General features: G+C 64.2%; 17 protein-coding genes. 16 read left to right on the top strand and 1 reads right to left on the bottom strand.

Going from position 1 to position 20,156, the window contains the following annotated elements:
• Positions 1–679 precede the first annotated feature (679 nt).
• The 12 genes from V6M89_RS17610 (at position 680) to V6M89_RS17555 (ending at position 10,038) form a co-directional block, all read left to right on the top strand.
• Positions 680–1,285: a MotA/TolQ/ExbB proton channel family protein gene (locus V6M89_RS17610; RefSeq protein ID WP_332854378.1), complete on the top strand. Its 606-nt coding sequence runs from the start codon at positions 680–682 to the stop codon at positions 1,283–1,285.
• Positions 1,286–1,294: 9 nt separating this feature from the next.
• Positions 1,295–1,729, top strand: coding sequence for an ExbD/TolR family protein (locus tag V6M89_RS17605; RefSeq protein ID WP_332854377.1), 435 nt, complete (start codon positions 1,295–1,297; stop codon positions 1,727–1,729).
• Between the two features lie 113 nt (positions 1,730–1,842).
• A complete protein-coding gene (gene lpxK / locus V6M89_RS17600) occupies positions 1,843–2,928 on the top strand; it encodes a tetraacyldisaccharide 4'-kinase (protein ID WP_332854376.1) in 1,086 nt (361 codons plus the stop codon).
• A complete protein-coding gene (locus V6M89_RS17595) occupies positions 2,909–3,085 on the top strand; it encodes a Trm112 family protein (RefSeq protein ID WP_008446346.1) in 177 nt (58 codons plus the stop codon). The genes lpxK and V6M89_RS17595 overlap by 20 nt, the downstream gene beginning before the upstream one ends.
• A gap of 3 nt (positions 3,086–3,088) precedes the next feature.
• Complete coding sequence (kdsB, locus tag V6M89_RS17590) at positions 3,089–3,835, top strand: 3-deoxy-manno-octulosonate cytidylyltransferase (protein WP_332854375.1); 747 nt, start codon at positions 3,089–3,091, stop codon at positions 3,833–3,835.
• 214 nt (positions 3,836–4,049) lie between these two features.
• Positions 4,050–4,706: an adenylate kinase gene (gene adk, locus V6M89_RS17585; RefSeq protein ID WP_332854374.1), complete on the top strand. Its 657-nt coding sequence runs from the start codon at positions 4,050–4,052 to the stop codon at positions 4,704–4,706.
• Between the two features lie 180 nt (positions 4,707–4,886).
• On the top strand, positions 4,887–7,133 hold the full coding sequence (locus V6M89_RS17580) for a sodium-translocating pyrophosphatase (RefSeq protein WP_332854373.1): 2,247 nt from the start codon (positions 4,887–4,889) through the stop codon (positions 7,131–7,133).
• Between the two features lie 81 nt (positions 7,134–7,214).
• The gene (locus V6M89_RS17575; RefSeq protein ID WP_332854372.1) at positions 7,215–7,622 is read left to right on the top strand and encodes a hypothetical protein; all 408 of its coding nucleotides are present in this window, start codon (positions 7,215–7,217) and stop codon (positions 7,620–7,622) included.
• Positions 7,619–8,089, top strand: a complete 471-nt coding sequence (locus V6M89_RS17570) for a hypothetical protein (protein WP_332854371.1) — start codon at positions 7,619–7,621, stop codon at positions 8,087–8,089. The genes V6M89_RS17575 and V6M89_RS17570 overlap by 4 nt, the downstream gene beginning before the upstream one ends.
• A gap of 106 nt (positions 8,090–8,195) precedes the next feature.
• Positions 8,196–8,696 (top strand): hypothetical protein, encoded by a 501-nt coding sequence (locus tag V6M89_RS17565; protein ID WP_332854370.1) that lies wholly within the window; start codon positions 8,196–8,198, stop codon positions 8,694–8,696.
• Positions 8,697–8,734: 38 nt separating this feature from the next.
• Positions 8,735–9,706 carry a hypothetical protein gene (locus tag V6M89_RS17560; RefSeq protein ID WP_332854369.1) on the top strand — a complete coding sequence of 324 codons (972 nt, stop codon included), beginning with the start codon at positions 8,735–8,737 and terminating at the stop codon, positions 9,704–9,706.
• Positions 9,707–9,732: 26 nt separating this feature from the next.
• Positions 9,733–10,038, top strand: coding sequence for an NIPSNAP family protein (locus V6M89_RS17555; protein WP_332854368.1), 306 nt, complete (start codon positions 9,733–9,735; stop codon positions 10,036–10,038).
• A 38-nt stretch (positions 10,039–10,076) separates the two neighbouring features.
• Here the strand turns inward: V6M89_RS17555 and V6M89_RS17550 are convergent, their stop codons facing one another.
• A complete protein-coding gene (locus V6M89_RS17550; RefSeq protein WP_332854367.1) occupies positions 10,077–11,042 on the bottom strand; it encodes an acyltransferase family protein in 966 nt (321 codons plus the stop codon).
• Between the two features lie 146 nt (positions 11,043–11,188).
• Here V6M89_RS17550 and V6M89_RS17545 point away from each other — a divergent pair, with 146 nt between their 5' ends.
• The 4 genes from V6M89_RS17545 (at position 11,189) to V6M89_RS17530 (ending at position 20,044) form a co-directional block, all read left to right on the top strand.
• Positions 11,189–11,947 (top strand): SDR family NAD(P)-dependent oxidoreductase, encoded by a 759-nt coding sequence (locus V6M89_RS17545; protein ID WP_332854366.1) that lies wholly within the window; start codon positions 11,189–11,191, stop codon positions 11,945–11,947.
• Positions 11,948–12,028: 81 nt separating this feature from the next.
• Positions 12,029–13,819, top strand: a complete 1,791-nt coding sequence (gene ggt / locus V6M89_RS17540; RefSeq protein ID WP_332854365.1) for a gamma-glutamyltransferase — start codon at positions 12,029–12,031, stop codon at positions 13,817–13,819.
• A 49-nt stretch (positions 13,820–13,868) separates the two neighbouring features.
• Positions 13,869–15,044 carry a patatin-like phospholipase family protein gene (locus V6M89_RS17535; protein ID WP_217940660.1) on the top strand — a complete coding sequence of 392 codons (1,176 nt, stop codon included), beginning with the start codon at positions 13,869–13,871 and terminating at the stop codon, positions 15,042–15,044.
• 44 nt (positions 15,045–15,088) lie between these two features.
• A complete protein-coding gene (locus V6M89_RS17530) occupies positions 15,089–20,044 on the top strand; it encodes a two-component regulator propeller domain-containing protein (protein WP_332854364.1) in 4,956 nt (1,651 codons plus the stop codon).
• The last annotated feature ends 112 nt before the right edge of the window (positions 20,045–20,156 follow it).

The following is a 20,156-nucleotide window of genomic DNA, read 5'->3' as shown; positions in this document are numbered from 1 at the left end:
AATTCCCTTATAAATCAACGGTCTTTCACTATGTGGAAGGCGTTGCTCACAATCTTATCCACATTATGTGTGCAGAAGTCCACAGTCAAATCGGCGCCGCAGTCCGGCGTTTTTGGCGGTTTTTCCCTGCGCTTTTTTTACGCATGGTAAAAATACCCTTATAAATCAATGACTTTGTATACAGTCGGGATCCTTGCTAACAATCTTATCCACATTATGTGTGCAGAACTAGGCCGGCTTCAGCTGTTGGCCACTTTTGGTGGCTGAAATTGGTGGAAAGGCAACGCATATGGCGTGGATATGGCCACATGCCATATTTTTACGCAAGGGGATAAGTTTGATTGAAATCAATGACTTGGGCAGTCATGGCGTGCCTTGCTCACAATCTTATCAACAGAATATGGGCATAACTGGGCATAACTTTTGCGGAGCAAAAAGCGGGCCCGTAGTCATTTGCTGCGTTATTTTTGAGCTTTGAAATTATCCTGTTTAAAATCAATGGCTTGAGTGGCCTTGAGGGGCATTGCACACATAATTGTCCACAGAAAATGTGTAGAACTATTTTTGTTGTACGATGACCTCGTTGGCGGGGATGGTCCGGCTGCCAAGCACCACTTGCCGAGGACGGCCCAACAAGATACATTGCGCCTTCAGGTATTTATCTAGACAGGAGTTCCTTTTGCTCGCCATATTACAAGCTGCCGGTTGGCCTATCTGGTTGTTGCTGGTCGCATCGATCGTCGCGACGGCGCTGATCATCGAACGCTTGCTCTATCTGCGTCGTAGCAAGATCCTGCCGAAAAAGTTGCTGGATGAAGTGGTGCAGGTCTACCGCAACGGCAGCATCACGCCGGATGTCATCGACAAGCTGGAGAAAAGTTCGCCGCTGGGCGTGGTGCTGTCGGCCGCGCTGCGCAACATCGATGCGCCGCGCGACGTGATGAAGGAATCGATCGAGGAGGCCGGCAGCGGCGTGGCACACACGCTGGAACGTTTCCTGACGACGCTGGGTACCATCGCGACCCTGGCGCCGCTGATGGGTCTGTTCGGCACGGTGGTCGGCATGATCGAGATTTTCGGCGCGCAGAATGCGACCGGCTCCAACCCTGCGCAACTGGCGCACGGGATTTCGGTGGCCTTGTATAACACCGGCTTCGGCCTGGCGATCGCGATGCCGACGCTGGTCTTCTACCGTCACTTCCGCGCGCTGGTGGACAGCTTCGTCATCGAGATGGAACAGCAGGCGGTGAAGTTTGTCGATGTCGTGCACAGCAAGCGCAAGTAAGGACACCGCATGAATTTCCGCAAAGGCCGGCACCGCGAGGACCCCGAGATCAACCTGATCCCGTTCATCGACGTGCTGCTGGTGATCCTGATCTTCCTGATGGTGAGCACCACCTACAGCAAGTTCACCGAACTGCAGATCACGCTGCCGACCGCCGACGCGCAGAAGGCTACCGACAAGCCGTTCGAGCTGAACGTGACGGTGGACGCCAAGGGCAACTACACCATCAACGGCGATCCGGTGTCGTTCCACGACGTGGCCGGCTTCGCGCAGGCCATGAAGAGCGCCGCCGACAAAGGCGGGGCGGGCGGCAAGTCGCCGGTGGTGATCGTCAACGCCGACCAGTTCGCGATGCACCAGATGGTCATCAACGTGATGGAAGCGGCGCGCATCGCAGGCTACGAAAAGCTGACCTTTGCCGCGCAGACCAACGGTGCAAAATAATATGTGACCGCCGTCATTCCCGCGCAGGCGGGAATCCATAGAACGCCGAATCCGGATGTTCAGCATGGATTCCCGCTTTCGCGGGAATGACGGCGGTTGGCTGAGGCTCTGAATTGCCAAATAAATCTCCCTCCCAATCGTCAGCGCTCGAAACGACGCTGACGCGTAACTGGCTGCGGCGCGGGCCGTTGGCTTGCGCCTTGTGGCCGGTGTCGCTGCTGTTCCGCGCGCTCAGCGGCCTGCGGGCGGCGCTGTTCCGCGCCGGCGTGCTGAAGTCCTCGCGGCTGCCGGTGCCGGTGGTGGTGGTGGGGAATATCTACATCGGTGGCACCGGCAAGACGCCGCTGACGATCTGGCTGGTGCAGGCCCTGCAGGCGGCCGGCATGACGCCCGGCGTGATCTCGCGCGGCCACGGCAGCGACGGCAGCGCCGCGCGCGAGGTGAGCGCCGCGTCCACGCCGGCCGAGGTCGGCGACGAGCCGCTGCTGATCAAGCAGCGCACCGGCTGCCCGGTGATGGTCGGCCGCGACCGTGCCGCCACCGGCCGCGCGCTGCTGGCCGCCCATCCCGGCGTGAACATCCTGCTGACCGACGACGGCTTGCAGCACTACGCCTTGCAGCGCGACGTGGAAATCATCCTGTTCGACGGCCGCGGCGCCGGCAACGGCTGGCTGCTGCCGGCCGGCCCGCTGCGCGAGCCGGTCTCGCGCCGGCGCGACTTCACCGTCATCAACACCCCGCAGTTGAGCCCGCAACTGGCCGCATCGGTCGGCGCCGCCGCCATGCCGATCCAGATGACGCTGACCGGCGCCCATGCCGAGCAGCTGCGCGACCGCAGCCAGCGCCGCAGCTTCGCCGAGCTGGCCGAGGTTAGCAACGGCGGCAGCACCGGCGCCGGCCTGCGCGTGGCCGCCGCCGCCGGCATCGGCAATCCGGCGCGCTTCTTCGGCATGCTGAAGGCCGCCGGCCTGCGCATCACCGAGCTGCCTTTGCCCGACCATCACGACTTCCAGGACCGCCCGTTTGCCGCGCTCGATGCAGACCTGATCTTGATGACCGAGAAGGATGCAGTAAAATGTGCGCAAATTGAAGAACTCAGAGACGACCCGCGACTATGGGTGGTCCCGGTGACGGCGCACCTCGACGGCGCGCTGGCCGAACAAATTGTGGAGAAATGTCGTGGACGCTCGATTGCTTGATATCCTGGTATGCCCGGTCTGCAAAGGCCCCCTGGAGTACGATAAAAAAGCCCAGGAAATGATATGCAAGGGCGACCGCCTGGCTTATCCGATCCGCGACGGCATCCCCATCATGTGGGCCGACGAAGCGCGCACCCTGCAGGACAAGGCGGAATAAGCAGTGTCCTTCATCGTCATCATTCCGGCCCGCCTGGCCTCGACCCGGCTGCCGAACAAGCCGCTGGCCGACCTGGGCGGCAAGCCCATGGTGGTCCGGGTGGCCGAGCGCGCGCAGCTGGCCGGCGCCAGCCGCATCATCGTCGCCACCGATCATGAAGACATCCGCGCCGCCTGCGAGCTGCACGGCGTGGAAGTGTGCATGACCCGCGCCGACCATCCATCCGGCACCGACCGCATCGCCGAAGTGGCGCGCGCGCTGAGCCTGCCGGCCGACGCCGTGGTCGTCAACCTGCAAGGCGACGAGCCGCTGATCGACCCGGCGCTGCTGCAGGCGGCCGCCGCGCGCATCAACGCCGACGTGCCGATGTCCACCTGCGCCCACCCGCTGCACGACGCCGCCGACGCCTTCAACCCCAACGTGGTCAAGGTGGTGCTGGACAAGGCCGGCCGGGCCCTGTATTTCTCGCGCGCGACCATACCCTGGAACCGCGACGCGTTTGCGCAGTCTAAATCAACGCTGCCGGATGGTTACGTACCGCTCCGTCACATCGGACTGTACGCCTACCGCAACGACTTCCTGCAGGCCTACCCGGCGCTGGAGGTGTCGCCGCTGGAATCGATCGAAGCACTGGAGCAGTTGCGCGTGCTGTGGCACGGCTATTCCATCGCGGTCCATGTGACCGACTCGGCCCCTGCGGCCGGGGTGGACACGCCGGAAGACCTGGTGCGCGTCCGGCAGTTCTATTGATTTTTGTCAAACGGCGCGTCAGCCAGTAGTCAGTTACGACTGATATAACGAAGACAACGGTGCGATATTCATACGGAATATCTCTCCGTACCCCGGTTTTGCCTGCTAAGAACGGTTCAAGCCGTCACAAATTGGCGTTGAGACTAAGTTTTGTGGTAAGTTTCGTACGATCCGATACCAACTAACCCATCCATATCTGTTTTAGGAATTTTTCATGCGTCTTATTCTTTTAGGAGCACCAGGGGCCGGCAAGGGCACCCAGGCTAATTTCATCAAAGAAAAATATAACATCCCGCAAATCTCCACCGGCGACATGCTGCGCGCCGCGATCAAGGCGGGCACGGAAATGGGCATGGCAGCCAAGAAGGTAATGGATGCTGGCGGTTTGGTATCGGATGACATCATCATCGGCCTGGTCAAGGACCGTCTGGCCGAGCCGGATTGCGCCAATGGCTACCTGTTCGACGGCTTCCCGCGCACCGTGGCGCAAGCCGATGCGATGAAGGACAGCGGCGTGGCGGTGGACTACGTGCTGGAAATCGCCGTGCCGGACGAATCGATCATCGAACGCATGGACGGCCGCCGTTGCCATCCGGGTTCGGGCCGTGTTTACCACGTCAAATTCAATCCGCCTAAAGTCGAAGGCAAGGACGATGTCACCGGCGAAGCGCTGGTGCAGCGCGACGACGACAAGGCAGAGACCGTCAAGAAGCGCCTGGACGTCTATCACAACCAGACCGAAGTGCTGCTGGGTTACTACAACACCTGGGCACAAACCGGTCAACCAGGTGCGCCGAAGTATCGCCGCATCGTCGGCGTCGGTCCGGTAGAGCAAATTCGCGACAGCGCGTTTGCCGCGCTCGCGGAATAAGCGTTAAAGTAGAGCGGACCGAGTGTCCGCTTTTTTTGCGCCCGAAATCGGCTGGATGCCATCCCGTTTTATGAAGTGTTGCAGTTCGCAGGTTTAGTTTGCTGCGCTTGCCTACCCGGCGGGCGTTGGTTTTCTGAAGTGTGGGTTTGTAGGCTCGATCAATAAAAATAAGGGGACACTATGGCAGCTAGTCTTTGGTTTGCAGTTGCGTGCGGCGTAATCGCCGTGATTTACGGTTTATGGTCACGAAGCTGGATTTTGCGTCAGGACGCGGGCAACGCCCGCATGCAGGAAATCGCACTGGCCATCCAGGAGGGCGCCGCCGCATATCTGGCGCGCCAGTACCGCACCATCGCGATCGTCGGCGTGGTGCTGCTCATCCTCATTGCTGCCTTGCTCGACATGAAGACCGCCGTCGGCTTCCTGATCGGCGCGGTGCTGTCCGGCGCCTGCGGCTTCATCGGCATGAACGTCTCGGTGCGCGCCAATGTACGCACGGCGCAGGCGGCCACCAAGGGCATGAACGAGGCGCTCGACGTCGCCTTCAAGGGCGGCGCCATCACCGGCATGCTGGTGGTCGGCCTGGGCCTGCTGGGCGTGGTGCTGTTCTATATGTTCCTGACGGCGATAACGCCGGGCGCGCCGAATCCGCCGCTCAATCCGCACGATGTGATCAAGCCGCTGATCGGCCTGGCCTTCGGCGCGTCGCTGATTTCGATCTTCGCCCGTCTGGGCGGCGGTATCTTCACCAAGGGCGCGGACGTCGGCGCGGATTTGGTGGGCAAGGTGGAGGCGGGCATCCCCGAGGACGATCCGCGCAACCCGGCGGTGATCGCCGATAACGTCGGCGACAACGTCGGCGATTGCGCCGGCATGGCGGCCGACCTGTTCGAAACCTATGTGGTGACGCTGATCGCCACCATGCTGCTGGGCGCCTTGCTGATTACCTCGGCGCCGACTTCCGCCATCGTCTATCCGCTGCTGCTGGGCGCGGTGTCCATCATCGCCTCCATCGTCGGCTGCTCGATGGTCAAGGCCAAGCCTGGCAAGAAGATCATGTCGGCGCTGTACACCGGCCTGTGGTGGGCGGCCGGCCTGTCGCTGATCGGCTTCGCCGTGGTGACCTGGCAGGTCTGGCCGGACGAGGCCATGCGTATGAGGATGATGGGCTGCACCGTGGTCGGCATCGTGCTGACCGGGCTGATGGTCTACATCACCGAGTACTACACCGGCACCGATTTCGCGCCGGTCAAGCACATCGCCGAAGCCTCGACCACCGGCCACGGCACCAACATCATCGCCGGCCTGGGCGTGTCGATGAAGTCCACCGCTTATCCGGTGTTGGCGGTGTGCGCGGCGATCCTGGTCTCGTATCAGCTGGGCCAGTTGTACGGCGTGGCGATCGCCGCGACCGCGATGCTGTCGATGGCCGGCATCGTCGTGGCGCTGGACGCCTACGGTCCGATCACCGATAACGCCGGCGGCATCGCCGAGATGTCGGGCATGCCGGAATCGGTGCGCGCGATCACCGATCCGCTGGACGCGGTGGGCAACACCACCAAGGCCGTCACCAAGGGCTATGCGATCGGCTCGGCCGGCCTGGCCGCGCTAGTGCTGTTCGCCGACTACACGCACGCGCTGGAATCGACCGGCAAGAGCATCACCTTCGACCTGTCGAACCCGATGGTGATCGTCGGCCTGATCATCGGCGGCCTGATCCCGTACCTGTTCGGCGCGATGGCGATGGAGGCCGTGGGCCGCGCCGCCGGCGCCGTGGTGGTGGAAGTGCGCCGCCAGTTCCGCGACATCAAGGGCATCATGGAGGGCACGGCCAAGCCGGAGTACGACAAGGCGGTCGACATGCTGACCGCGTCGGCGATCAAGGAAATGATCATTCCGTCGTTGTTGCCGGTGGTGGTGCCGATCGTGGTCGGCATGCTGCTGGGAGCGGCCGCGCTGGGCGGCATGCTGATGGGGACCATCGTCACCGGCCTGTTCGTGGCGATCTCGATGACCACCGGCGGCGGCGCCTGGGACAACGCCAAGAAATACATCGAGGACGGCCACTTCGGCGGCAAGGGTTCGGACGCGCACAAGGCGGCCGTCACCGGCGACACCGTGGGCGATCCGTACAAGGACACGGCTGGTCCGGCGGTCAACCCGCTGATCAAGATCATCAACATCGTGGCCTTGCTGCTGGTGCCGCTGCTGCCGGCCTCGGGCTGGCTGGCGGTGTCGGTGCCGGCTCCGGTCACGGCGCTCAGCGCGCCGGCGCCGGTCATGATGATGGCGCCGGGCGCGGGCATGATGAAGCCGGCCGACGCACCGCCGCCACCGGTCGGAGCGCCGATGACCGAAGGCCCGCCACCGGGCCAGGGTGCGCCAGCCGACCAGCCGCCGCCAGCTGCGCCACCGCCAGGCAAGTAAGCGTTACCAATTGTTTCAAACGCTTCCCTCCGGTGCTACACCTGCTAATAATGAAGGTGTAGCACTTCGCGAGGTGATGCCATGAATATGTTGAAACCGGCGCTGACGCTGGCCTTCCTGCTGGGAGTGCTGATCAGTCCCAATGCCTGGGCGCAGGGAGGCGGCCACGGCCATGGTCACTCGCATGGTGGCGGGGGCGCTGGCCACGGCTATCATCACGGCCACGGTCACGGCTATGTCCGGGGCGGCATCTTTATCGGTGCGCCGCTGTACTGGCCGCGCTACGGCTACTACGGTCCCTACTACAACGGCTACTACTATCCGCCCGGCTACTACGCCGATGCGCCGCTGTACCTGCCGCCGCCCGATGCCGGGGTGTCGTCGCGGCGCTTGTACTACTGCGACAATCCGCGCGGCTACTATCCCAACATCTCCGCCTGCCTGCTGCCGTGGCGGGCCATGACGGCCACCGTGGTGGCGCCGCCATGACGCCGCGTGCCGCCTTGTGCCTGATGCTGGCGCTGCCCGGCGCGCTGGCCGCCGCCCAGGCGCCGGTGCCGGGCGCTGCCAAGACCGCCGCCTCCGCCAGCCCCGAGCTACGTGAATACGCCAAATTGCCGGTCTGTACGCTGAGTGCCGACGGCCTGCGGCTGGCCGTCGAACCCTGCCGCACCGCGCCGGCGCGCAAGCCGATGCCGCGTCGCCCCGTCGCGCAGATCATCCAGCGCATGCCGGTTGTCAAGCAGGCACCGCAGGTGGCGATGCCGGCCGCGCCGCCATCGCCGTCGCTGCAGACCTTGCTCGACCCGCCCAACGCGCCGAAGGCGCTGAACAACTGCGGCCCCACCGGCTGCAACGACGCCAGCGGCGCGCGCATCAACAACGCCGGTCCCGGCACGGCAATCTCACCTTCCGGAAAAGTCTGTAACCGCAATGGCGTCTGGCTGCAATGCTAGCTGGCGGGGCGACGGGGAATCTTGCCTGAGGTGAGAATGTGAGTAACTTTTACGCCATGCGATAAAGTATGCTGCGTGCTCATCAAAGAATACGGGCATATCGCACATGAAGTTCAACATCATCAGTCTTGGCGCACTGCTGGTCTGCGCAACGGCCGCTTCCCATGCCGCCGCCCATGGCGACGTCAGCCCGGTCACGGTCGCTGACAAGTTCGTGGATGCGCTACAGCATCAGCGGTTTAAAGATGCGGCGGCGATGTTCGCGCCAGAGACTACGCAAAATTCCGGGGCGACCGAACAAGCCTTGAGGCGTGTAGACGTTAGCCTTGGCGGTTTTTCGACGATACATCCGGTGGCAACGCTGCCTGACGGGAAAAGCGTCAAGTTGGAAGTTCCCGTGCATAAAAATACCCCGTTCAGAGTCCAGAAGTTTGTTCAAGTCCGCTACGCGTCCACCGCCAGCGATGGGCAACCGGTGTTTTACGAATTGAACCTTACCGCTGACAATATGCAGCCGAAAGTCCTGTCGTTCAGGCTGCATCTCCCGGCAACAGATGCCCAATCAACTAAACGTGCGAATCAACTCGTGGCGGTCATCAGCCGTTGAGCCGCCACGAAATTCATCTCCCTTTTTTAAGAGGACTTATGCGAAATATCCTGATCGCCTCGTCGCTGGCGTTAACGCTTGTCAGCTGCGGCGGCGGCTCTGGTTCATCGACGCCACCGCAAGCAGTGGCGCCGGCACCGGCACCAAACCAGACCCTGACGACATTGCTGGGACCAACCAGCGACAATCCCTTGTTGCACGCAGGCGGCATCGCGCGTGATAGCAGCGGCAATATGTATGTGTCCGACCTGGGGCGTGGCACGATCATCAAATTGACGGCCAGCGGCGTAGTGAGCCAGTTTGCCAAGTTCACCGCCGACATCGGCCCACTCACTTTCGACGGTGCCGGCAATCTATACGGTGCGTCGGGTACTACTATCCACAAATTTGCGACCGACGGCAGCAGCACCCTCCTGGTGGGGAGTGCCGGATTCGGCAACGTCGATGGGACGGCCGCCGTGGCCAGGTTCCGGGCGATACGCGACATCTTTGCCACCAGCGACGGCACCTTGTATGTCACCGACAATCGGACTGTTCGCAAGGTCGATCCAACTGGCAAAGTGACGACCATCGCCGGCCATTGCGATCCGATCGGCGAACATGACGGCGACACTATTTGCGCAGTCGGCCCGTCAGTCGATGGCGATGCGGCTACCGCGCGCTTTACTGCGCCTGGCGGGATCGCACTGGATGCCCAAGGCACGCTGTATATCCACGACGGCGCGATACGCACCGTTGGCCTGGACGGTGGCGTCCGCACACTCCAGGCAGGGGACGCGGTATCGAAGAGTGGGCGCGGTGGTATCGCGCGCGACCCGGCTGGCAATATCTATCTTGGTAGCATCGCTGATAATGCCGTGCTGAAGGTCACGCCTGGCGGCAGCGTTACCACGTTGGCGTCTGCAGTTGGCCAGACCACCAGTTACGATATCTTCGATGTGAAGTACATTGATGCGCATACCTTGCTGGTGCTAACCTCAAATACAGTGCAGCTGCTCACGCTGCCTTAAACTCCTATTTCCCAAAAGAGAATTTTATGGTTACCTGCTATCTTCGCTATATCATCGACCCCTATAAACTCAATGAATTCGAGCGGTACGGAAAGATTTGGATCCCGCTAGTCGAAAAATTTGGTGGTCAACATCACGGATATTTTCTGCCGTCAGAAGGTAGCAATAACGTGGCGCTTGCGATGTTCACGTTTCCATCCCTGGCATCGTACGAAGAGTACAGAACGAGGTCACTTCAGGACCCGGAATGCCTGGCTGCAATCAAATATGCGGAAGAAACACGTTGCATCATCAGCTACGAACGTAGTTTTTTCCGTCCGGTCTTTGAGTAAAGAGATTCGGCCAGGAATATAAATCCAGTTCTACGGCGCTAAGCCCTCGCGATCGCATGACGCGGCAGGACTTTTGACGACACCCAATTTCCGACCTGGTTGAGGCCAATGGCCATGGCAACGATGACCATGGTCGAGATGAGCAGGTCCAGCAGGGTGTTGTGGGTAGGGTGCATAAACAGGTAAGTGTGTATCAAGAAGATTTCGAGGAGATAATCCTCAAGTCTTGCGAGCCGCGAAAATCCGTGCCAGCGGAAGGTGACGGCGCTTGCCAGCCAAACGGCGCAGCCGATGCTGGTCATGGCGATCAGCGCGGTATTGGCGCCATGGTAGCCGGCGCGGTTCGCCACCAGCAACGCGATGCACGCGAGTGCCGCGACCGCGGCCGCCTGCCAGGCGCGCAGTCGCGGTTTGTGCGCGCCATACGCCACCCCGAGGACAAACCCAAGCGATGTCAGCCAAAGCTCATGGCCGATGCGGGACTGGTCTTCGAGATAAACGGCAATGATGGTTGCGCCCGCTGCGACCGCCAAGGCGCCTTGTTTCGACTGGCAGAGCCTGGCAAGCATGGGGTAGACCAGGTAGAACACCAGCAACAGCGTGAAGAACCACAGGCCGGCGCCCAGCCCGCTGCGATTGTGGATGCCCATCCAGTTCAACACCCCGGACAATCCGAACAGATGCACCAGGGTGTGAGGATGAAGTAGCGTGCCGTCGCGAACCATGACCACCACCGCAAGGAAACCCAGGATGACCCAGTAGCGCAGGCCCAGCCGTTCCAGCTTCCTGAGCCAAAACCGGCGGATGTCGAGCCGAGGTCCGTATATGCGCGCAGTAAAGTATCCGGAGGAGCAGGCGAAGATAAACAGGCCTATCGTGACCGGTATCCACAAGATCGACGGCGAAAACCAATGGCCGAGGAGAACGGTGAAGATCGCGACAACCTTGGCGACGGAAAAGTTGAGGCTGACCCTGGCGTCCAGGGCATTGCTTGTGTTTTTCATAATTCCCCCTGGTAGATGCCGATAAACGGTAGCACGCCGGGGAAAGCGCGATCTTGTGCTTTTTCCGTATCCAACGATGAAAAATTCGCTACAATTGCGATGTGACGTTTACGTAAACGTCAAACAAAAACGAGATAGGGACAGACATGCAAATTCAGAACAATGTATTCATCGTCACCGGCGGCGCTTCGGGCCTGGGCGCGGCTACCGCGCGCATGATCACCGAACAGGGCGGCAAGGTTGTGCTGGCCGACGTGCAGGTGGAACCGGGCGAGGCGCTGGCCGCCGAACTCAAGGCCGTCTTCGTCAAGTGCGACGTCACCTCGGAAGCCGACGGCAAGGCCGTGGTCGACGCCGCCGTCGCGCTGGGCACCTTGCGCGGCCTGATCAACTGCGCCGGCGTGGCGCCCGCCATCAAGACCGTCGGCAAGGACGGCCCGCACCCGCTGGACGTGTTCCAGCGCACCGTCAACATCAACCTGGTCGGCACCTTCAACATGGCCCGCCTGGCCGCCGACGCGATGGGCAAGACCGCCGCCACCGACAGCGGTGAACGCGGCGTGATCATCAACACCGCCTCGGTCGCAGCCTTCGACGGCCAGATCGGCCAGGCCGCATACGCCGCCTCCAAGGCCGCCGTCGCCGGCCTGACGCTGCCGATGGCGCGCGACCTGTCGCGCAGCGCCATCCGCGTGATGACCATCGCCCCCGGCATCTTCGAAACGCCGATGTTGATGGGCATGCCGGAAGAAGTGCGCACCGCGCTGGGCAATATGGTGCCGTTCCCGCCGCGCCTCGGCCGCGCGGACGAGTATGCCCACCTGGCCAAGGCCATTATCGAGAACACCATGCTGAACGGCGAAACCATCCGTCTGGACGGCGCCATCCGCATGCAGCCGAAGTAAACGGTTTACTCGATTTCGTGTAGGATGCCAGAGTGATCGGGCGCGCGGCCTTGGCCGCGCGCCTCTTATTTTGGAGAGTCCATGTTCCGTTTGAAGCCATTGGCGCTGAGTTTTGCGCTGTCCCTTCCGCTGCTGGCCGCGCTGCACGCGCCAGCCTACGCACAACGCGCCGGCGCCGAAGTCGCGCCCGAAATCGCCACCGGCTACGCCGAAAAAGCCGGTAAGTCCGCGCAAAAATTCATGGTGGCGGCGGCCAATCCGCTGGCCACCCAGGCCGGTTACCAGATGCTCAAGCAGGGCGGCAGCGCGATCGACGCCGCCATCGCCACCCAGCTGGTGCTGACCCTGGTCGAGCCGCAATCGTCCGGCATCGGCGGCGGTTCCTTCCTGCTGTACTCCGACGGCAAGCGCGTGCAATCCTACGACGGCCGCGAAACCGCGCCCGCAGCGGCGGACGAACACCTGTTCCAGGACAAGGACGGCAAGGCCGTCTCGCGCGAGGTCGGCGTGATCGGCGGCCGCTCGGTCGGCGCGCCCGGCGTGCTGCGCATGCTGGAGCTGGCCCACAAGGAGCACGGCAAGCTGGCGTGGAAAGCGCTGTTCGCGCCGGCCATCAAGCTGGCCGAAGACGGCTTCAATGTCAGCCCGCGCCTGAACGCGCTGCTTTCGTATGACCGCTATCTGGCGCGCGACCCTGTCGCCAAGGCCTACTTCTTCGGCGAGGATGGCAAACCGCGTCCGGTCGGCTACCTGCTGAAAAACCCCGAACTGGCGCGCACGCTGCGCGAGATCGCCGACGGCGGCGCCAACGCCTTCTACCAGGGCCGCATCGCCCGCGACATCGCCGCCAAGGTGGCCGCGCATCCGACCAATCCCGGCAAGCTGACCGCCGCCGACATCGCCGGCTACCAGGCCAAGGAGCGCACGCCGGTCTGCAGCGACTACAAGGCATGGACCGTGTGCGGCGCGCCGCCGCCTTCGTCCGGCGGCATCGCCATCGCGCAGATGCTGGGCATCCTGGAGGTGAAGGACATCAGCCCGTACAAGCCAGTCAACGGCGCGCTGACGGCCGAGGGCATCCACCTGTTCACCGAAGCGGGCCGCCTGGCCTACGCGGACCGCAACCGCTACGCCGCCGACACCGACTTCGTGCCGCTGCCCGGCAAGGGCGTGGCCGCGCTGCTGGACAAGGGCTACCTGAAGCAGCGCGCCTCGCTGATCGGCGAGAAGTCCATGGGCCGCGCCAACTACGGCGTGCCGGCCACCATGCAGGTCGCGTGGGGCGCCGACACCGCCATCGACAAGCCATCCACATCGCACCTGGTGGCGGTGGACGCCTTCGGCGGCGGCCTGTCGATGACCACTTCGGTGGAAGACGCGTTCGGCGCGCGGCAGATGGTCGACGGCTTCATGCTGAACAACCAGCTGACCGACTTCTCCTTCGATTCGCAGGACGAAAACGGCCCGATCGCCAACCGCGTGCAGGCCGGCAAACGCCCGCGCAGCGCCATGTCGCCGACGCTGGTGTTCGACAAGGGCACGCACAAGCTGGTGCTGGCCACCGGCTCGCCGGGCGGCTCGACCATCATCAACTACGTGGCCAAGGTGCTGGTCGGCACGCTGGACTGGAAGCTCGACGTGCAGCAGGCCATCAGCCTGCCCAACTTCGGCAGCCGCAACGGCCCGACCGAACTGGAAGCGGGGCGGGTCAGCCCGGCCGTTATCGAGCAGCTCAAGGCGCGCGGCCACCAGGTGCGCGAGTTCGAGCTCAACTCCGGCTTGCAGGGCATCCAGCTCCGCACCGTCAACGGCAAGGAGGAGTGGTTCGGCGGCGCCGATCCCCGTCGCGAAGGTGTCGTATTAGGGGATTAATGGCTCCAAACGCCTCCCCAAACCAGGCAGACCCTGCTAATCTTGTCGTATGGGAATTCAAAAGAAAACAGGGTTGATCCTGACGGGCGGCGGCGCCCGCGCCGCCTACCAGGTGGGCGTGCTGCAGGCGATTTCGGAGATACTGTGGGAAGCGGGCTGGCCGCCTGCGCGCAATCCGTTCGACATCATCTGCGGCACCTCGGCCGGCGCCATCAACGCCACCGCGCTGGCCTGCCGCGCCGATAACTTCGGCGAGGGCGTGCAGAAGCTGCTCGACGTCTGGCAGAACATCGAGGTCGAACAGGTCTACCGCGCCGATTCGCTGGGCGTGATCCGCTCCGGCGCGCGCTGGCTGTCGCTGCTGTCGTTCGGCTGGCTGCTGCGCAAATGGCGCGCCGCGCCGCCCGCCTCGCTGCTGGACAATACCCCGCTGGTCGGCCTGCTGCACCGCATGCTGGACCTGCCGCGGCTGGACGCGGTGCTGTCCGAAGGGCTGCTGCACGCGCTGGCCGTCACCGCTTCGTCCTACACCGCCGGCAACCACCTGACCTTTTACCAGACCGCCGCCGACATCGCGCCTTGGATACGCATGCAGCGCGTGGCTCTGCAGGACCAGATCGGCGTCGAGCATTTGCTGGCGTCGTCGGCGATCCCGTTCATCTTCCCGGCCACGCCGCTGTACATGGGCGGCCACCGTGAATACTGCGGCGACGGTTCGATGCGCCAGCTGGCGCCGATCTCGCCGGCCATCCACCTGGGCGCCAGCAAGGTGCTGGTGGTCGGCGCCGGACGCCTGACCGAACCGGCCCGCAGCGCCGCCGAGAAGAGCGCGGCGCGCTATCCCAGCCTGGCGCAGATCGCCGGCCACGCCATGTCGTCGATCTTCCTCGATAGCCTGGCGGTCGACATCGAACGGCTGGAGCGCATCAACAAGACCCTGTCCATGCTGCCACCGGAACTGCTGGAGAAGACGCCGCTCAAGCCGGTGCAGCTGCTGGTGATCGCGCCGTCCGAGCGGCTCGACGATATCGCCAGCCGCCATATCGCCAGTTTGCCGGCGCCGATACGCACCATGCTGTCGGGGATCGGGGCGACCGAAACACGCGGCGCCGCACTCGCGTCGTACCTGTTGTTCGAATCGACATATACTTGCGAGTTGATCCGCCTCGGACAGCGCGACACGCAAGCGCGCAAGGACGATGTGCTGGCCTTCTTCGAATCCTGAAAACGGGGCTTTCCTTGTTGTTTTTTCTACGCCTTTGTAGCCGTTTGCTGCTGCCCGTCCTGCTGTTGTGGGGCCTGGGCGCAGCCGCTGCATGGGCGGGGGCGCCGCCGCGCACGCTGCGTTTCGAGCAGCTCAGCGTCGAGCACGGGCTGGCGCAGGAGTCGGTGCTGGCCATCGCCCAGGACAAGCAGGGCTTCGTCTGGCTCGGCACCCAGGCCGGCCTGACCCGCTTCGACGGCTACCGCACCATCACCTACAAGAGCGCCGTCTCCGATCCGCGCAGCCTGGCCGACAACTGGGTGCGCGTGCTGCACCTGGACCGCAGCGGCCAGCTGTGGGTGGGCACCGACGGCGGCCTGGATCGCTACGACGCCGCCACCAAGAGCTTCACCCACTTCCTGCCGCACGAATCGCCGCAGCGCGGCAACGGCAACCGCCACGTGCGCGCCATCGCCGACGACGGCCAGGGCGGCCTGTGGCTGGCCAGCGCCGACGGCCTGCATCACTTCGACCCGGCCAGCAAGCGCTTCACCAGCTGGCACCACGACCCGGCAGATGCCGGCAGCCTGGCCAACGACCAGGTCAACGCGCTGGCGCGCGACGCCGCCGGCCGCCTGTGGGTGGCCACCGCCACCGGCCTCGATATGCTGGCGCCGGGCGAGTCGCGCTTCCAGCACTTCACCATCGACGCCAGCGGCGACAGCAAATTCAACGCGGTGCTGGCGCTGCAGGTGGACAGCGCGCAGACGCTGTGGGTGGGCACCCTGGGCGGCCTGGAACAATGGCGCCTGCTGGGCAAGGAGCCGCAGCGCCGCCGCCTCGGCCCGCGCGAAGGCATGAAGCCGGGCATGAGCATCACCACGCTGTACGTCGACGCCGAAACCAACGTCTGGGTCGGCACCCAGGCCGACGGCCTGCTGCGCTGGCTGCCGTCGGAGAACCGGCTGGTGCAGTATATGCACCAGTTCAGCGACAGCCACAGCGTGGCGGACAACCAGATCTCGGCGCTGTTCCGCGACCGCGTCGGCACCTTCTGGGTCGGCACCTGGAACGACGGCGCCAGCCGGGTGGACCTGGGCAGCGGCGGCTTCGCCCGCATCGTGCGCCAGGCCGACATCCCCAACACGCTGTCGGACAACAAGGTGCGCGCCATCGTCGCCGAGGCGCGCGGCCAGCTGTGGCTGGGCAGCAGCGGCGGCCTGAATCTGTACGATCCGGTCAGCGGCGAGGGCAAGGTGTGGCGCCACGATCCGCAACGTGCCAACAGCTTGAGCGACGACCAGGTCACCGCGCTGTGGCGCGAGAAGAACGGCAATATGTGGATCGGCGGCCGGGCCGGCGTCAATCACCTGAACGTGGAGAGCGGCGCGATCAAGGCGCTGTCCTTCGTGCGCGGCGACCCTGCCAGCGACACCATCCGCAACATCGTCGGCGACCGCAGTGGCATCCTGTGGATCGCCTCGCGCGGCGGCCTGCACCGGCTCGACCCGCAGACCATGGAGGTGCGCACCTTCCGCCATGATCCGTCCGACATCAGCAGCCTGTCCGACAACGTGGTGCGCCCCATCCTGGAGGACCGCAAGGGCCAGCTGTGGATCGGCACCTTCAACGGCCTCGATCTGCTGGACCGCAAGACCGGCAAGTTCCGCCACTTCCGGCGCGACCCGGCCGACCCGTTCAGCCTCAGTCACGACGAGGTGCACTACCTGTACGAGGACGGCCGCGGCACCATCTGGGTCGGCACGGCGGCGGGCCTGAACAAGATGGAAGTGGCGGCCGACGGCGGCATCCGCTTTCGCCGCTACCTGCGCAAGGACGGCATCGCCGACGACGCCATCGCCTCGATCCTGCCCGACGACGCCGGCAACCTCTGGCTGAGCACCAACAGCGGCCTGTCGCGCCTGAACACCGGCACCGGACTGGTGCGCAACTACAGCGGCGCCGACGGCACCATCGAAGGCGCCTATTTCGACGGCGCCGCGCTGCGCACGCCGGACGGCACGCTGTACTTCGGCGGCTTTAACGGCATCACCGCGTTCGTCCCGCAGGAGGTGCGCGAGAACAGCGTGGCGCCGACCGTCGCCATCACCGATTTCCAGATCTTCAACAAGTCGCTCAAGCCGGGACAGGGCGAGCATCCCGACGTGCTGAAGGTGGCGATCGAATACACCAATGCGTTGACGCTGCTCGAGAGCGACTCCGTGTTCTCGCTGGAGTTCGCGGCGCTGCACTACGCGGCGCCGCAGCGCAACCGCTTCGCCTACCAGCTGCAGGGCTTCGACGAGGACTGGGTGGTCACCGATTCCACCAAGCGCTTCGCCACCTACACCAATCTCGATCCGGGCCGCTACACCTTCCGCGTCAAGGCCGCCAACAAGGACGGCATCTGGAACGACAACGCCGCCACGCTGGAGATCACCATCCTGCCGCCGTTCTGGAAAACCTGGTGGTTCCGCAGCCTGCTCGGCCTGGCCCTGCTGGGCGCGGCCTACGCCGCCTACGCCGCGCGCGTGCGCAGCCTGCACCACCAGCAGCAGCGGCTGGAGGAACTGGTCGGCTCGCGCACGGCGGAAGTCGAGCAGAAGAACCTGCTGTTGCAACAGCAGAAACAGGAACTGGAACAGCGCCGGCTGGAGGCGGAAGCCCAGCGCGCCGAGGCCGAGCAGCGCCGCGTCGACACCGAGCGGCAAAAAGAGGAAGTCGAGCGGCAGAAGGAGAACGTCGAGCAGGCGCACCGCAACATCTCGGTGCTGAGTGAACTGGGTCGCGAGATGAGCGCCACGCTGGACATGGAGACCTCGATGCGCACGCTGTACCGCCACGTGCATCACCTGATGGATGCGCAGATCTTCGGCATCGGCTTCGTGCGCGAGGAGCAGGGCGTGATCGACTTCCCGTTCGCCATCGACGCCGGCGTGCGCACCTTACCCTACCAGCGCAACCTGGAGCAGCCCAACCAGCTGGCCGTGTGGTGCCTGAGGCAGCGCAAGCCGGTGTTCATCAACGACTTCGAGGCCGAGTTCCGCAACTACATGGACGAATCGGGCCTGGACACGCTGGTGCCCTGCCTGCGCGAAGACGGCCTGCCGGCCGCCGTGGCGCAATCGATGATGTATGCGCCGCTGGTGGCCAACGACAAGGTGGTCGGCCTGCTGTGCGTACAGAGCGTCGAAAAGCACCGCTACCAGCAGGTGCACATGGACATGCTGCAAACGCTGGCCTCGCATGCCGCCGCCGGCCTGGAAAACGCCCGCGCCTACCAGCAGCTGGAAGAAACGCTGCAAACCCTGCGCCAGACCCAGGCCCAGTTGCTGCAGCAGGAGCGCCAGGTGCGGCTGCACACCGAGGAGCTGGCGCTGGCCAACCGCGCCTTGCAGGAGAACGACGAACGCCTGCGCCTGGCCAAGCAGAAGGCGGAAGACGCCACCCGTCAGAAATCCGAATTCCTGGCCAATATGAGCCACGAGATGCGCACCCCGCTGGCCGGCGTGATCGGCATGCTGGGCTTCGCGCTGCGCGACAGCCGGCTGGCGGTCAGCACGCGCGAGCAGATCCTGCGCGGCCAGGCCAGCGCGCAGTCGCTGCTGTCGATCATCAACGACCTGCTGGATTTCTCGAAGATCGAGGCCGGCAAGCTGACCATCGAGAATATCGACTTCTCGCTGTCGTCGGCGGTGGAGAACGTGGTCAGCCTGTTCGAGGAGCAGGCCGCCGCGCACAGCGTGCAATTCAGCCTGGAGTTCGGCGAGGGCCTGCCGCAGTTCGTGGTCGGCGATCCGACCCGGCTGCGCCAGGTGCTGGTCAACCTGGTCGGCAACGCCTTCAAGTTCACCGAGCATGGTTCGGTGCGGATGCGGGTCGAACGCGTGCCGCAGGAGGACGACGAACGGGCCCGCGCCGGTTTCAAGGGAGCGCTCAACCGCATCCGCTTCAGCGTCACCGACACCGGCATCGGCATCGAGGCGGAGGCGATACCGCGCCTGTTCCAGCAGTTCGAACAGGCCGACGCCTCCACCACGCGCCGCTACGGCGGCACCGGCCTGGGACTGGCGATCTGCCGCCAGCTGGTCGAGCTGATGGGTGGTGGCATCAACGCCGTCAGCACGCCGGGCGAGGGCAGCACCTTCTCGTTCGAGCTGCCGCTGGCGAACGGCGTGCCGCCGCCGATGGTGCCGCACGTGCCGCGCGAGCCGCACAGCCACCAGCTCAAGGTGCTGTGCGCGGAAGACTTCCCGACCAACCAGATCATCATCCGTATGATGCTGGAGGACCTGGGCCACAAGGTCGACATCGCGGCCAACGGCGCGCTGGCGGTCAAGGCCTGCTCGCTGACGCGGTATGACCTGATCCTGATGGACGGCCGCATGCCGGAAATGGACGGCGCCAGCGCCACCCGCATGATACGGTCGGGCGGCAGCGAGGCGGCGCCGGTGCGCGACCAGGAGCTGATGATCATCGCGCTGACCGCCAACGCCAGCGAGGAAGACCGCAGCCGCTACCTGGCCGCCGGCATGGACGATTTCCTGACCAAGCCGATCGACGAGGACAAGCTGCACTTCCAGCTTAGCCGCGCGATCGAACGCCAGCTGCAGCGGGGCTTCCAGCTGCCGCGCATGGAGCCGCGCCACAACCCGGCGCTGGGCACGCCGGAGCTGGACTCGCTGTTCGGCGTGGCGCCGGCCGCCGAGGAGCCGGCCCGGCTGGCGCAACACAGCGGCGGCAGCGATCTGAAGCTGCGCTTGCGCAGCGCCTTCCACCAGGATGCGCCGCTGCGGCTGGCGGAGCTGGAGCGCGCCGTCGAGCAGGCCGACGCCGATGTCGCCAGCCGCCTGCTGCACGGCATGAAGGGCAGCGCAGGTTATCTGGAGGAGCAGGAACTGCAGGCGCTGTGCGGGGAACTGGAGCTCGATGCGGATCACGGCAACTGGCCGCGCATCGTCGAAGCCATGCCCCAGCTGCGCGCGTTGCTGCTGCGGGCCGGCGCGGCTAGCACTTTGTAAGCTGCGGCAATTCGTATAAATCCTTATCTGTCCAGGACGTACAAGCCCGGTTTTTCATGTAATATCGTTGGAAAGTGCCGTACTGAGGTCACACAAAAGTAGTTGTCAAGGG

It is taken from the genome of Duganella sp. S19_KUP01_CR8 (assembly GCF_036688705.1).
Classification (GTDB): Bacteria; Pseudomonadota; Gammaproteobacteria; order Burkholderiales; family Burkholderiaceae_D; genus Rugamonas.
Note: the sequence above shows the minus strand (reverse complement) of the source record. Positions and strands in the feature narration are given on the sequence as shown.